This window comes from Delftia sp. JD2, assembly GCF_001682645.1.
Lineage (GTDB): Bacteria > Pseudomonadota > Gammaproteobacteria > Burkholderiales > Burkholderiaceae_C > Comamonas > Comamonas acidovorans.
On the sequence record NZ_LFJT01000049.1, the window covers coordinates 35,436 to 49,007 of the forward strand.

The following is a 13,572-nucleotide window of genomic DNA, read 5'->3' on the forward strand; positions in this document are numbered from 1 at the left end:
GTCTAGGAGCATTACTCATGTCCGATCACAACAATAGCGCTCCCAAGAGCTTTTCCCACGAGAAGGTGGAAACCAACAATTTCCTGCTGATCGTGCTGACCCTGCTGGTGGTGGCCGTCGGCGGCATGGTGGAAATCGTTCCGCTGTTCTTCCAGAAGTCGACCACGGAAGCGGTGGCTGGCCTCAAGCCCTACACGCCGCTGCAGCTGATGGGCCGCGACGTCTATCTGCGCGAGGGCTGCTACAACTGCCACTCGCAGATGATCCGCCCCTTCCGCGCCGAGACCATGCGCTACGGCCACTACTCGGTGGCTGGCGAGTTCGTCTATGACCACCCCTTCCAGTGGGGTTCCAAGCGCACGGGTCCCGACCTGCACCGCGTGGGCGGCAAGTACAGCGACGAATGGCATCGCATCCACCTGAACAACCCGCGCGACGTGGTGCCCGAGTCCAACATGCCTGCCTACACCTGGCTGGAAAAGAACAAGGTGGATGACACCGTGGTCGCCCAGCACATGAGCGCGCTGCGCAAGGTGGGCGTGCCCTACAGCGACGAGGAAATCAGCGGCGCTGCCGAGCAGGTCAAGGGCAAGACGGAAATGGACGCCGTCATCGCCTACCTGCAGGTCCTGGGCCGTTCGGTCAAGTAAAGGAGAGCGACATGGACATCACCACCATGCGCATCGTGGCCACGCTGGCCTCGCTGGCCTGCTTCATCGGCATCTGGTGGTGGGCGTTCGCCCGCCGCAACCAGGCCCGTTTCGACGAGGCCGCCCAGCTGCCGTTCGAGCAAGACTGAGTCCCTCCACCAGAACGAGAACTTCCCATGAGCGATTTCGTAAACAACTTCTGGTCGATCTATGTCACGGCGATCACGCTGGGCGGCATCATCGGCTGCCTGCTGCTGCTGTATCTCACCGCACGCAAGAAGGTGGTCCCCTCGGCCGACAACACCACGGGCCACGTCTGGGACGAGGACCTGCGCGAGCTGAACAACCCCATGCCCAAGTGGTGGATGTGGCTGTTCATCATCACCTCGGTGTTCGGCTTCGCCTACCTGGCGGCCTATCCGGGCCTGGGCTCGTTCGCGGGCAAGCTGGGCTGGACGCAGCTGGGCGCCTATGAAAACGAGATGGCCAAGGCCCGCGCGGACCTGGAGCCGCTGTACGCCAAGTTCACGAGCATGAGCACCGAAGACATGGCCAAGGATCCCCAGGCCATGGCCATCGGCGAGCGCCTGTTCATGAACAACTGCGCACAGTGCCACGGCTCGGATGCACGCGGCGGCAAGAGCTTCCCCAACCTGACCGATGGCGACTGGCTGCATGGCGGCACGCCCGAGAAGATCAGGGAAACCATCACGGGCGGCCGCATCGGCATCATGCCGCCCATGGCCGCTGCCGTCGGCACGCCCGACGATGTGCGCAACCTCTCGCACTATGTGCTGAGCCTGTCGGGCAGCCCGCACGACTCGCTCAAGGCTTCGCTGGGCAAGTCCAAGTTCACGGCCTGCGCTGCCTGCCACGGCATGGACGGCAAGGGCAACCAGGCCCTGGGCGCGCCCAACCTGACCGATGACATCTGGCTGCACGGCTGGGGCGAGGCCGCCATCACGGCCATGATCAACAACGGCAAGCACAACGAGATGCCTGCCCAGAAGGACAAGCTGACCGAGGCGCAGATCGCGGTGCTTGCTTCCTATGTCTGGGGCATGTCGCACAAAGACGGCGCAGTCCGTCAGTAAGCACAGGGGCGGCGCTGCGGCGCCGCCTTTTTGCGTTTTGAGTTTTCAGATATTTCAAAAAAACAAAGGAACCCACCATGAAGCCCGAGAGCGGGGATGACACCGGGAAGCCTCCCCGCAAAGTCATTCCGATCACGCCGGCCACGCCTGATCCGGGCGAGCTGGTGTCGATGTTCGAGTCGGAAAAGAAGGTCTACCCGCGCTCCATCAGCGGTGTCTTCGCACGCTGGCGATGGGCCCTGGTGTTTCTCACCCAACTGGTTTTCTACGGCCTGCCCTGGCTGGAGTGGGGCCAGCGCCAGATGGTGCTGTTCGACCTCGGAACGCGGCGCTTCTATCTCTTCGGGCTGGTGCTGTACCCGCAGGACTTCATCTACCTGGCGGGCCTGCTGATCATCTCGGCGCTGGCATTGTTCCTGTTCACGGCCGTGGCCGGGCGCCTGTGGTGCGGCTTCTCGTGCCCGCAGACGGTCTACACCGAGATCTTCATGTGGGTGGAGCGCAAGGTCGAAGGCGACCGCAGCGCGCGCATGCGGCTGGACAAGAACGGTTGGACCTTCGAGAAGGCCTGGAAGAAGTCGCTCAAGCAGTTGCTGTGGATCGCCATTGCGCTGTGGACCGGCTTCACCTTCGTGGGCTACTTCGTGCCCATCCGCGAGCTGGGCGGCGAGCTGCTGGCGCTGCAGGGCAGCTGGCAGATGTTCTGGGTGCTGTTCTACGGCTTTGCCACCTATGGCAACGCGGGCTACATGCGCGAGCAGGTCTGCAAGTACATGTGCCCCTATGCGCGCTTTCAGAGCGCCATGTTCGACCGGGACACCATGATCGTCAGCTACGACACGGGCCGGGGCGAGCCGCGTGCGCCGCGCACCAAGAAGGTGGACTACAAGGCCCAGGGCCTGGGCGACTGCATCGACTGCAAGATGTGCGTGCAGGTCTGCCCCGTGGGCATCGACATCCGCAACGGTCTGCAATACGAATGCATTGGCTGCGGCCTGTGCATAGACGCCTGCAATTCCATCATGGACAAGATGGAGTACCCGCGCGGCCTGATCCGCCTGACCACGCAGAACGCCATGGCCGGCCTGTGGCGGCGTGCCCAGGTGCTGCGCCGCATCTTCCGTCCGCGCGTGCTGATCTACTCGTCCGTGCTGATCGGCTTGAGCGTGGCCATGATCGTGAGCCTGGCGCTGCGCCAGTCGGTCAAGGTGGACGTGATCCGCGACCGCGCCTCGCTGTCGCGCATCGTGGCGGGCGGCAAGCTGGAGAATGTCTACCGCCTGCAGATCATGAATGCCACCGAGCAGGCCCAGCGCTACCGCATCAGCGCCCATGGCCTCGATGGGCTGGAGCTGGCGTCCGAGCAGGAAGTCGAGGTCGGCCCGGCCGAGACGCGCGGCATTGCGGCGCGCCTGCAGATTCCCTACGGTTCGGCCGAGCCGGGCTCGCACACCGTATTCTTCGATATCGATGCCGTGCATTCAGGCGCGGGACGCGCGTCCGAAAAGGCCGTCTTCCTGGTGCCCCGGTGATGTTCCTGGCAGGCGCGGCACGGTCCGCGCCTGCCGCCTGAAAGAAAGAGGTTTCCCATGTCTTCCAGTCCCGCAGTGTCCGCGCCCGCGCCCGCGCAGGCTCCCTCGCACCCCGACGCCGGCAAGCCCTGGTGGAAGTTCGGCCATGTCTGGCTGGTGGTGGCCGGCCCGGCGGCCGTGGTGGTCGCTGCCGTGATCACGGCCATCATCGCCATCAATGGCGCCGATCCCGTGATCGACCCCGACTACTACCGCAACGGCATCACGATCAACGAGCGTGCCGATGGCGTGCGCGAAGTGCCCAAGAGCATGGCGCCCGCCGTCACCGGCCGCAACCATGCGGCCACGCCCGCGCACGATCACCCCACGGACCGCTGATCGCCGTGCACTCCTGCAACAGGCCGCAGTCGTGGCCTTTTTGCATGGCGGATCGCATCTCCGGCATGCGCGACGGGTGAGGGTTTCCTACAGGCGTGCAGGGCGCTGCGGGGCTTGGCGCCATGCGTTGGCGCGGCGCACAATGAAGGCGACCCCTCGACAGCACAAGGAGATCGCTGATGTTGGCCCAACGCTGGATGTGGATTGCCTGGCCTGCCTTTCTGGCAGCCGCCGTGATGGAGATGCTGGTTTTTGCCTTTGTGGACCCGCTGGAGCTGCATTGGCTCGGCGACCTGGGCTGGTCGCGCCAGGGCATCTACACGCTGGCCTTCTTCGCCTTCTGGGGCGTGACCATGCTCTCCAGCCTGATGACCACCATGCTGGGCCGCTCGGCCCGCGATCTCAATGACGGCGTGGTCTCCGAGCCCGACCCGGATCTGGCCATGCAGGGGCTGGGGCGGGACTGAGCGAGAGCCCGCCGCAATGAACAAGGCCCGCTGTCGCGGGCCTTGTTCATTGGCGGATGAATGCTTGCCGCCCCTGCAGCCTCACTGGCACTGCTGGCTGTTGACGATGCGCTTGAGCGCCTCCGTGTCCAGGATGCGCAGATGGCGCTGGCGCACCTCGATGATGTTGTCGTCCGCGAACTTGGAGAAGGTGCGGCTCACCGTCTCCAGCTTCAGGCCCAGGTAGCTGCCGATTTCCTCGCGCGTCATGCGCAGCACCAGTTCCGACTTGGAAAAGCCCCGCGCATGCAGGCGCTGCACCAGGTTGAGCACGAAGGCGGCCAGGCGCTCCTCGGCGCGCATGCTGCCCAGCAGCAGCATCACGCCGTGCTCGCGCACGATCTCGCGGCTCATGACCTTGTGCACATGGTTTTGCAGGGCCGTGACCTCGCGCGACAGGTCTTCCAGCTTGTCGAAGGGCATGACGCAGACTTCGGCGTCTTCCAGTGCGACGGCATCGCAGGTGTGGTGGTCGTTGACGATGCCGTCCAGGCCGATGATCTCGCCGGCCATCTGAAAGCCTGTGACCTGGTCGCGTCCGTCCTCGGTGGCCACGCAGGTCTTGAAGAAGCCGGTGCGGATGGCGTACAGCGAGGTGAATGTCTCGCCGTTGCGAAACAGCAGGCCTCCGCGCTTGACCTTGCGGCGCGTGGCCACGATGTCGTCGATGCGCTGCATCTGCTCGGCATCCAGGCCCATGGGCATGCACAGTTCGCGCAGGTTGCAGTTGGAGCAGGAGGCTTTGATGGTCTGAAGGTTCATGGAGTGATAAACATCAGCGGCACACAGCGTGCCGGCGGTGACCTCGTGGATTGCGATGAGTTGGATCAAATTGTCGCAGCAGTCCCTCAAACAACTCTTGATGTGAGTCAAGGACATGACCGATGTGCTGCGGCACAGTCGAGGTATTAGAGGAAAAAACCCATGACCGCTGTCACCCCAGAGCTGCTGCGTCGCTTTGACGTACCGGGGCCCCGATACACCTCGTTCCCTACCGCCGACCGCTTTGTCGAGGCCTTTGGTGCAGAGGACTATATCCTGGCGCTGCAACAACGCAAATCGAGTACCGCAGCGCGTGCCATGCCTTTGTCGCTGTATGTGCACGTGCCCTTTTGCGAGTCGCTTTGCTACTACTGCGCCTGCAACAAGATCGTGACGCGCCACCACGATCGCGCCGCCGTCTACCTGGACTACCTGGCGCGCGAGATGGCCTTGCACACGGCCCATTGCGGCAAGGGCCAGACCGTCAGCCAGCTGCACCTGGGCGGCGGCACGCCCACCTTCTTCTCCGACGACGAGCTGCGCACGCTGATGGGCCTGTTGCGCGAGCATTTCAAGCTGGAGCCGGGTGGCGAGTACTCCATCGAGGTCGATCCGCGCACCGTCAGCGTCGAGCGCCTGGCCGTGCTCAAGGAGCTGGGCTTCAACCGCCTGAGCTTCGGTGTGCAGGACTTCGACGAGCAGGTGCAGATCGCCGTGCACCGCGTGCAGCCGGCAGAGCAGGTGTTCGAGCTGGTGGCGGCCGCGCGGCAGCTGGGCTTTGCCTCCATCAACGTGGACCTGATCTACGGCCTGCCCAAGCAGACGCCCGAATCCTTCGAGCGCACGCTGGCCCAGGTCAACGCGCTGCGGCCCGACCGCATCGCGCTCTATGCCTATGCCCACCTGCCCGAGCGCTTCAAGCCGCAGCGGCGCATTGCGGCCGAGGATCTGCCCCAGGGGGCCGACAAGCTGGCCATGCTGTCGCGTTCCATCGCCGCGTTCATGGACGGTGGCTATGTCTATGTGGGCATGGACCACTTCGCCCTTCCCGAGGACTCGCTGGCCGTGGCCAAGCGCCAGGGCCGGCTGCACCGCAATTTCCAGGGCTACAGCACTCAGCCCGACTGCGACCTGATTGCGCTGGGCGTGTCGGCCATCGGCAAGGTGGGCGCCAGCTACAGCCAGAACGCCAAGACGCTGGAGGAGTACTACGACGCCATCGACGCCAGCCACCTGCCCGTGGTGCGGGGCCTGGCGCTGTCGCGCGACGACCTGGTGCGCCGCGCCGTCATCATGGCCATCATGTGTCAGGGCGCCGTGCTGTTCGAGCCCATGGAGCAGGCCTGGCTGCTGGGCTTTCGCGAGTACTTCGCGCCCGAGATGGCGGCCCTGGAGGACCTGCAGGCCAAGGGCCTGGTGCAGATCAGCGACGAGGGCTTCCAGGTCACGCCCATGGGCTGGTACTTCGTGCGCGGCGTGGCCATGCTGTTTGACCGATATCTGCAGGCGGACAAGAACCGGGCGCGGTTTTCGAGGATCATCTAGGCCCCATGCTCTTGTCGCTGCTCTGGACCGCTTTGATCATGGGGCTCGTCGGCGGGCCCCATTGCCTTGCCATGTGCGCTGCGCCCTGCGGCGTGGTCACGGGCGGGGCGGGGCAGGGCGGCGGCTCGCAGGTGGTGGCCGTGCATGGATTGCAAAGCCGGCTGTGGCTGCGCACGGCGCTGTTCCACGGCGGCCGTCTGGCCGGCTATGCCAGCCTGGGCGCTGCCTCGGCCCTGGCCATGGAGAGCCTGTCCTGGCTCACCAGCCAGACCACGGCGCTGCAGCCGTTCTGGACACTGACCCATGTCGCCGTGATGGCCTGGGGCCTGGCCATGATGGTGCAGGCCCGCCAGCCCGCCTGGCTGGAGTCTGCTGGCCGCGCCGCCTGGCGGCGCGTGCAGCCCTGGGTGTCGGCGCCGGGCGGCACGCTGGCGGCAGGCTATGCCTGGGCGCTCATGCCTTGCGGACTGCTGTATTCGGCCGTGCTGGTCGCCGCGCTCAGCGGCGGCCCGTTGCAGGGCGCGCTGGCCATGGCGGCCTTTGGCGTGGGCAGCGGCCTGTGGCTGGTGGCCGGCCCCTGGCTGTGGCGGCTGGGCCGGCAGCGCCTGAACGGCCTGCGCGCCGAATGGGGCACGCGCCTGGCCGGCCTGATGCTGGTGGGCGTGGCCGTCTGGGCGCTGTGGATGGACCTGATCTACAAGCCCAGCCTCTGGTGCCGTTGAGCAACAGCTGAGGCCAGACTTGGCACCTGGGGTCGCGGATTGGCTGCGAGGCCCTCAGAACTGGAGATAATGCCCGAATCATCGGCTTACATATTGCCGATTCCTTCAGCCTCGGGGCCGTTGCCGCGCGTGAACCATTCCGTCCTCATCGATATCCGAGACCTCCGTCCGGGCATGTTTGTCCAGCTCGATGTTGGGTGGCTGAACCATCCCTTTCCGGTCAGCAGCTTCAAGATCACCTCCAGCGCACAGATCCAGACCCTGAAATCCCTGGGCCTGGAGGTGGTACGCTGTGTCCCGCACAAAAGCGACACCTGGCCCGCCGAGGTGCGCACCCCGCCGCCGCAGGAGCTGCCGCCCGTCGTGGTGGCCCCCGAGCCTGCACCCACCGAACCTGCGCCAGCACCGCTGCTGCTGTCCGTGCCCGACTGGCGCGGCCGGCTGGAGGACTGCAATGCGCGCTTTCAGAAGGTTGAGCGCGGCTATGTGGCCATAGAGACCACCATCGCCAGCGCGCCCGAGCAGGCGCGCATGCCCACCGAGGCCCTGGTCGATGGCTGCCTGGCCGAACTGGCGGGCCCGCAGGACGTGGCCATTCACCTGCTGTCCGATGGCGTGGGCAGCAGCCAGAGCGTGCATGCCGTCAACGTGACCGTGCTCAGCCTGCTGCTGGGCCGGGCCCTGGGCTTGCAGGAATCGCTGCTGCGCGACCTGGGTCTGGCGGCGCTGCTGCATGACGCGGGCAAGCCCGTGGCCGGTGTCGAAGGCATGCACGGCCTGGCGCTGGAGCCTTCCGTGCCCGACGCCCTGCGCGAGCGCTACGAGCGCCATGTGGGCGAATCCGTGGCCATTGCCATGCGCATGGGCCTGTCGGCCCAGGTCACCACGGCCATCGCCCAGCACCATGAATGGGCCGACGGCACGGGGTTCCCGCTGAGCCTGGTGGCCGAAGACATGGAACTCACGGGCCAGATCCTGGCCCTGGTCAACAGCTACGACCGCCTGTGCAATCCCGGCGATGCACAGACGCCGCATACGCCGCACGAGGCCCTGTCCATGCTGTTCAGTCGGCTGCGCGACAAGTTCGCCGCGCCCGTGCTCAATGGCTTCATCCGCATGATGGGTGTGTTCCCCCCGGGCTCGGTGGTGGAGCTGACCGATGGGCGCCATGCCATGGTCATGTCCGTGAATGCATCACGCCCGCTCAAGCCCTCGGTGATGGTGCACGATGCCGGCGTGCCGGCCGCGCAGGCGCCCGTGCTGGCGCTGGAGCTGTTTCCCGAGCTGGGCATACGCCGGGGAGTGGCGCCCGCGCAACTGCCGCGCGATGCGCTGGACTACCTGTCGCCGCGCCGGCGTGTCTGCTATTACTTTGAACGGGCGGTGGAGTTGGATCCACCGAAGGTGGCGTCTTGAACAAGCAAGCGCTCAACCGCGCCTGGCCCCGCCTGCTCGATGCACTGCAGGAGGCCCTGTGGCTGATCGATGCGCGCACCCTGAAGGTGCTGCGCGCCAACGCCGCCAGCGAATCCGTCACCGGCTATGAGGCCGATGCGGCCCCGGGCCTGCCCGTGCAGGTGCTGGCCGCCACGCCGCAGCAGCAGGCTTTCTGGAGCGATCCCTTCAACTGGCAGGCCGGAGCCCAGTTCATTGCCGAGGTGCGCCGCGCCGACGGCCAGCTGGCGCCCGTGGAGATGCGCGTGCGCGCGCTCGACGGCGAGGTGCTGCTGGTCAGCATGCTGGACCGGCGCGAGCAGGCCTTGCACGAGGCCGAGTTCGAGAGCCTGCTGGGCGAGCTGCGCGCCACGCTGGAGTCCGCGGCCGACGCCATCCTGGTCTGCGATCCCGATGGCCGCATCCGCGCCTTCAACCACCGCTTTGCCACGCTCTGGGGCATTCCCGAGGCGCTGCTGGTGCGCCGCAACGACGTGGCCATCCTCGACCACCTGGCCAGCCAGGTGCGCGATGCCGAATCCTATGCGCGCCAGTTGAAGCTGCTGTCGGCCCAGCCCCTGATGGAGGCGGCCGACGTGCTGGACCTGCGCGACGGCCGCATCCTGGAGCGCCGCGCCGTGCCCCAGCTGCGCCGGGGCCTGCCCATGGGGCGGATCTTTTCCTTTCGCGACATCACGGCCGAGGCCCAGACCCAGGCGGGCCTGGAGCTGGCCGCGCGCGTCTTCGAATCCAGCCTGGACGGCATCTTCATTGCCGACGGCTACATGGATGTGGCCCGCACCAACCCGGCCTGCGAACGCCTGCTGGGCGGCATGCCCGTGCAGGGGCGCACGGTGGAGTCGCTGTTCGAGGCCTCCGAAGGCCAGGCCGACACCCTGGGCGACCTGGCCCGCATCCAGTGGCACCAGGGCGGCTTCTGGGAGGGCGACCTGTGGCTGCGCCAGGCCGGCGGCGCGCGCTGCGCCGTGCGCCTGTCCTGGGTGCCGCTGCGCAACGCGCAGGGCGACGTGGTGCAGAGCATCGGCTTCATGCGCGACCTCACGCAGCAGCGCGTGGCCCAGCAGCGCATTGAACAGCTGGCCTACAGCGACGCGCTCACCGGCCTGCCCAACCGCCTGAACCTCACGGAGCGCGTGGATGCAGCCATCGAGGCCGCGCGCGCAGGCGGCACGGTGTTCAGCATCCTGTTCATCGACCTGGACCGCTTCAAGATCATCAACGACTCGCTGGGCCACCAGTTCGGCGACCGCGTGCTCAAGCTGGTCGCGCAGCGCCTGAGCGACTGCATGCGGCCCGTGGACATCCTGTGCCGCCTGGGTGGCGACGAGTTCGTGCTCTATCTGCAGGGCTGCAACGCCGAGCTGGCCGCGTCGGTGGCCAAGCGCATCCTGCAGGAGATGGAGCGCCCCTTCCTGCTCGACGGCCTGGGTTTCTCCGTGCAGTGCAGCATCGGCGTGGCCCAGTACCCGGCCGATGGCCTCACGCTGGATGAGCTGATCCGCCAGGCCGACACCGCCATGTACCGCGTCAAGGAGCGGGGCCGGGGCCATTTCAGCTTCTACCAGCCGCAGATGAGCGCCGGCCTGCTGTCGCGCATGAAGCTGGAGCACGCCATGCGCCAGGCGCTGGAGCATGGCCGCATGGCGGTCTACTTCCAGCCGCAGGTGCACATAGACAGCGACCGCATCGTCGCCGCCGAGGCGCTGCTGCGCTGGACCGATCCCGAATTCGGCGTGGTCTCGCCGGGTGTCTTCATCCCGCTGGCCGAGGAGTCGGGCTACATCGTCACGCTGGGCGCCTGGGTCATGGAGCAGGCCGTGCAGGAGGCTGCACGCTGGCAGCAGCAGGGCATGCCCATCAAGGTCTCGGTCAACGTGTCGGCGCTGGAGTTCCGCCAGTCAGGTTTTGTCGAGCGGGTGACCGAGCTGCTGCGCAGCTACGGCCTGACACCCCAGCTGCTGGAGCTGGAGCTGACGGAAAGCATCTTGCTGCAGGACGCCCAGGACATGGCGCTGCGCGTATGCCAGATCGCCGATCTGGGCGTGGGCATGGTGATTGACGACTTCGGCACCGGCTACTCCAACCTGGCCTACCTGAAGAAGCTGCCCATCTCCAAGATCAAGATCGACCAGAGCTTCGTGCGCGGCCTGCCCAGCGACGAGGGCGACCAGGCCATCGTCGGCGCCATCATCAGCCTGGGGCTGGCGCTGGGCGTGGAGATCGTGGCCGAGGGCGTGGAAACGCACGAGCAGCTGACGGCCATCCACCGCATGCAGGGCCACTACTTCCAGGGCTTCCTGTGTGCCCCGGGCCTGCCGCGCGAGCAGTTCGGCGAATGCCTGCAGGCGCAGCGCGCCGGCATTGGCGCCATCGCCTACCGGCAGAGAATGGCCCAGGCCGCGAGCGCTCAGCTGCCTGCGCTCAAGCCCTTCCAGAGCATGTAGGCCGCCAGGCCGAACAGCAGCGTGGCAAAGATGCGCTTGAGCTGGCCCACGGGCAGCCGGTGCGCGGCCCGTGCCCCCAGCGGTGCCGTCAGCACGCTGCAGCAGGCCAGGGCCAGCAGGGCCGGCAGCCACAGGTAGCCCAGCGAGTATTCGGGGCGCCCGGCGTCGCCCGCGCCGGTGAAGATCAGGCCCGCCGCATTCACCACGGCAATCGGAAACCCCAGCGCCGCGCTGGTGCCCACGGCCATGTGCATGGGCACCGAGCAGCGCATCATGAAGGGCACGCTGATGAAAGCCCCGCCCGCACCCACCAGCCCCGAGATGAAGCCCAGGCCCGTACCCGCGCCGTACAGCCCCAGCGGCCCCGGCAGGGCGCGCGTGGCCGTGGGCTGGCTGTTGCTGCGCAGCATGCGCAGCGCCATGTAGCCGATGAACACGCCAAAGAACAGTGCCAAGTACTTGCCGCGCAGCAGCGCGAAAACGCCCAGGCTGGCGAGCAGGCCGCCCGTGATGATGCCCGGCGCCAGACTGCGCACGATGTCCCAGCGCACGGCGCCGCGCCCATGGTGGGCGCGCAGGCTGGAGATCGAGGTGAACACGATGGTGGCCATGGCCGTGGCGATCGCCATCTTCACGGACAGGTCGGGGCCGACCCCGCGCTTGTCGAGGAAGTAGGTCAGAAACGGCACGAGCACCATGCCGCCGCCCACTCCCAGCAGGCCGGCCAGGAAACCGGAGCACAGGCCCAGCAGGGCCAGTTCGAGAAACAGCAGGTCAGGCATGCGGCAGAAGGTCGGTAGTGGATGGGCGGGGAGGGGCGGGCAACAAAAAACCCGGCGCACCGTGGAGGTGCGCCGGGTTGGAATCAGGTGTCTGCAAAGACCACCGGGCCGTCATCCTGAACCGGGGTTCAGGGGGGCAAGGGCAGCCAGACGTTGGGTTCATCTAACGCGAGACGATCACGCTCGAATGGCAATGTACCAAGCCCGGGCTCATAGAGCATTGGTCCAAGGAACTATAAAGCCCGGCGGGTTTGCAGACGCCTCCATTCTACGGCGATTGGGCAGGCCCGCAATCAAGTTCTTTGAACGGCATGGGCTTTCCATTGACATGGCCGATGCCATGAAAACGGCCTCCGAAGAGGCCGTTGGATGGACGGGGAGTGCTGCGGCTCAGAGCAGCCGTGCATCGCCTTCCAGGGCCTGGTCCAGGCGCAGCACCAGTTGCTCGGCAAGGGCCTGCTGGCGCTGGCGCTCGGCCAGTTCTTCGGGGCTGGGCTCGGGCGGCAGGGACTGGGCGGCATGCTGTGAGGTGACCTCGTCATGCAGGGACTGCATTTCGGCCTGGGCCGTGGCCATGGCGCTTTCCTGCGCTTCGCGGTCCAGCACGTCGAAGGCCATGTTCAGCGCGGACAGCACGGCCACGCGCTCGCGCGAGCGGACCTTGCCGCTGTCGCGGATCCGGGTCATGGCCGTGTCCACACGGCGCACGGCCTCGAGCAGACGCTCTTCCTGGCCATCGGGGCAGGTCAGCACATAGCTTTGCTGCAGGATTTGCACTTCGATCTGCTTCATGGGCGTTCGGGACGTCGGCGGTTGCGAAGGGGGTCAAGCCCCCTGGTTGGAGGGCAGGCGCTCGATCAGGGCATCGACGCGGGCCCGTGCGGCGTTGAGCCGCGAGCGCAGCGAATCACGCTCCTGGGTCAGGGCCGCCACCTGTTCGGCGAGTAGCGCATTCGTGCGTTGCAGTTCCTCGTGGCGAACCAGCAGGCGCTCCACGCGCTCTGCAATGTGGTCGAGGGAAGTCTGGGAGGTCATAGACGCTGAGATTGTAGGACGTGCGAACGAAGTGAGCGCATTCCGTGGAAGTATCCGAGGAAACCTGATAGCAGGGGGGCTTAGAAGGCTTGACGTCAGCGCCGTGCTCAGGTATTCGAGCGCAGGCGGCAGACTGTCTCACAAAATCGTAGCGCCATGTGTAGGACGCGTCTGCTTCGGCGGGGTGTAATGCGTAAGCATTGGTTGCGGGCGCGGTGCGGGTCGGGTGCGGATACGGCGGGGGTGCGCACTACAATGCGCCGCGTTGGCGGAGCGGCCGGTTCCAGGCAGCGTCGCACGGAGCAAACAAATACACATGAATATTGACCTTGGCCGGGGCGGGGCACGCTGCCCGGCGCTGCTGATCACTTCCACGGCCTCGGGCCAGGGCAAGACCACGCTGACGGCTGCACTGGCGCGGCTGCATGCGCGCCAGGGGCGCCGCGTGCGCGTGTTCAAGTGCGGCCCTGACTTCCTGGACCCGCACTGGCACGAGCTGGCCAGCGGCGCGCCCGTGCACAGCGTCGATCTGTGGATGACGGGCGAGGCCGACATGCGTGCGCGCCTGCACGCCGCCGCCTGCGAGGCCGACCTCATCCTGGTGGAAGGCGTCATGGGCCTGTTCGACGGCACGCCCTGCGCGGCCGATGTGGCCGAGCGGCTGGGC

14 protein-coding genes and 1 pseudogene are annotated in these 13,572 nt (G+C 66.7%); 11 read left to right on the plus strand and 4 right to left on the minus strand.

The annotated features are described in order from the left end of the window. The first annotated feature begins 17 nt into the window (after positions 1-17). The 6 genes from ccoO (at position 18) to ACM14_RS22480 (ending at position 4,121) form a co-directional block, all read left to right on the plus strand. Positions 18-650, plus strand: coding sequence for a cytochrome-c oxidase, cbb3-type subunit II (gene ccoO, locus ACM14_RS22455; RefSeq protein WP_012204624.1), 633 nt, complete (start codon positions 18-20; stop codon positions 648-650). Between the two features lie 11 nt (positions 651-661). Then, on the plus strand, positions 662-799 hold the full coding sequence (locus tag ACM14_RS22460; protein WP_012204625.1) for a cbb3-type cytochrome c oxidase subunit 3: 138 nt from the start codon (positions 662-664) through the stop codon (positions 797-799). A 27-nt stretch (positions 800-826) separates the two neighbouring features. Next, positions 827-1,744: a cytochrome-c oxidase, cbb3-type subunit III gene (gene ccoP / locus ACM14_RS22465; RefSeq protein WP_012204626.1), complete on the plus strand. Its 918-nt coding sequence runs from the start codon at positions 827-829 to the stop codon at positions 1,742-1,744. A gap of 77 nt (positions 1,745-1,821) precedes the next feature. Continuing rightward, entirely contained in the window at positions 1,822-3,276 is a 1,455-nt protein-coding gene (gene ccoG / locus ACM14_RS22470; RefSeq protein ID WP_065347345.1) for a cytochrome c oxidase accessory protein CcoG, read from the plus strand. A gap of 57 nt (positions 3,277-3,333) precedes the next feature. Next, positions 3,334-3,654 (plus strand): FixH family protein, encoded by a 321-nt coding sequence (locus ACM14_RS22475; RefSeq protein WP_065347346.1) that lies wholly within the window; start codon positions 3,334-3,336, stop codon positions 3,652-3,654. 179 nt (positions 3,655-3,833) lie between these two features. Continuing rightward, a complete protein-coding gene (locus ACM14_RS22480) occupies positions 3,834-4,121 on the plus strand; it encodes a hypothetical protein (protein ID WP_013803226.1) in 288 nt (95 codons plus the stop codon). A gap of 81 nt (positions 4,122-4,202) precedes the next feature. Here ACM14_RS22480 and fnr read toward each other — a convergent pair whose 3' ends face one another. Beyond that, positions 4,203-4,922 (minus strand): fumarate/nitrate reduction transcriptional regulator Fnr, encoded by a 720-nt coding sequence (fnr, locus tag ACM14_RS22485; protein ID WP_034391808.1) that lies wholly within the window; start codon positions 4,920-4,922, stop codon positions 4,203-4,205. Positions 4,923-5,084: 162 nt separating this feature from the next. On the opposite strand from fnr, the gene hemN reads away from it, so the two are divergent. The 4 genes from hemN (at position 5,085) to ACM14_RS22505 (ending at position 11,088) form a co-directional block, all read left to right on the plus strand. Continuing rightward, complete coding sequence (gene hemN, locus ACM14_RS22490; protein ID WP_034391810.1) at positions 5,085-6,467, plus strand: oxygen-independent coproporphyrinogen III oxidase; 1,383 nt, start codon at positions 5,085-5,087, stop codon at positions 6,465-6,467. Between the two features lie 5 nt (positions 6,468-6,472). Next, positions 6,473-7,189, plus strand: coding sequence for a sulfite exporter TauE/SafE family protein (locus ACM14_RS22495; RefSeq protein ID WP_012204632.1), 717 nt, complete (start codon positions 6,473-6,475; stop codon positions 7,187-7,189). 69 nt (positions 7,190-7,258) lie between these two features. Next, on the plus strand, positions 7,259-8,605 hold the full coding sequence (locus ACM14_RS22500) for an HD-GYP domain-containing protein (RefSeq protein ID WP_071954957.1): 1,347 nt from the start codon (positions 7,259-7,261) through the stop codon (positions 8,603-8,605). Continuing rightward, a complete protein-coding gene (locus tag ACM14_RS22505) occupies positions 8,602-11,088 on the plus strand; it encodes a bifunctional diguanylate cyclase/phosphodiesterase (protein WP_013803222.1) in 2,487 nt (828 codons plus the stop codon). Before ACM14_RS22500 ends, ACM14_RS22505 begins: the two co-directional genes overlap by 4 nt. On the opposite strand, the gene ACM14_RS22510 is transcribed toward ACM14_RS22505, so the two are convergent. The 3 genes from ACM14_RS22510 to ACM14_RS22520 form a co-directional block, all read right to left on the minus strand. Then, positions 11,052-11,870: a sulfite exporter TauE/SafE family protein gene (locus ACM14_RS22510; protein WP_012204635.1), complete on the minus strand. Its 819-nt coding sequence runs from the start codon at positions 11,868-11,870 to the stop codon at positions 11,052-11,054. The genes ACM14_RS22505 and ACM14_RS22510 overlap by 37 nt on opposite strands. Positions 11,871-12,260: 390 nt before the next feature. Next, on the minus strand, positions 12,261-12,662 hold the full coding sequence (locus ACM14_RS22515; protein WP_065347347.1) for a cell division protein ZapA: 402 nt from the start codon (positions 12,660-12,662) through the stop codon (positions 12,261-12,263). Positions 12,663-12,695: 33 nt separating this feature from the next. Beyond that, a complete protein-coding gene (locus ACM14_RS22520) occupies positions 12,696-12,905 on the minus strand; it encodes a hypothetical protein (RefSeq protein ID WP_012204637.1) in 210 nt (69 codons plus the stop codon). A gap of 316 nt (positions 12,906-13,221) precedes the next feature. Between ACM14_RS22520 and ACM14_RS22525 the strand changes: the two are divergent. After that, a pseudogene (locus tag ACM14_RS22525) lies at positions 13,222-13,572 on the plus strand (cobyrinic acid a,c-diamide synthase); the annotation flags it as partial.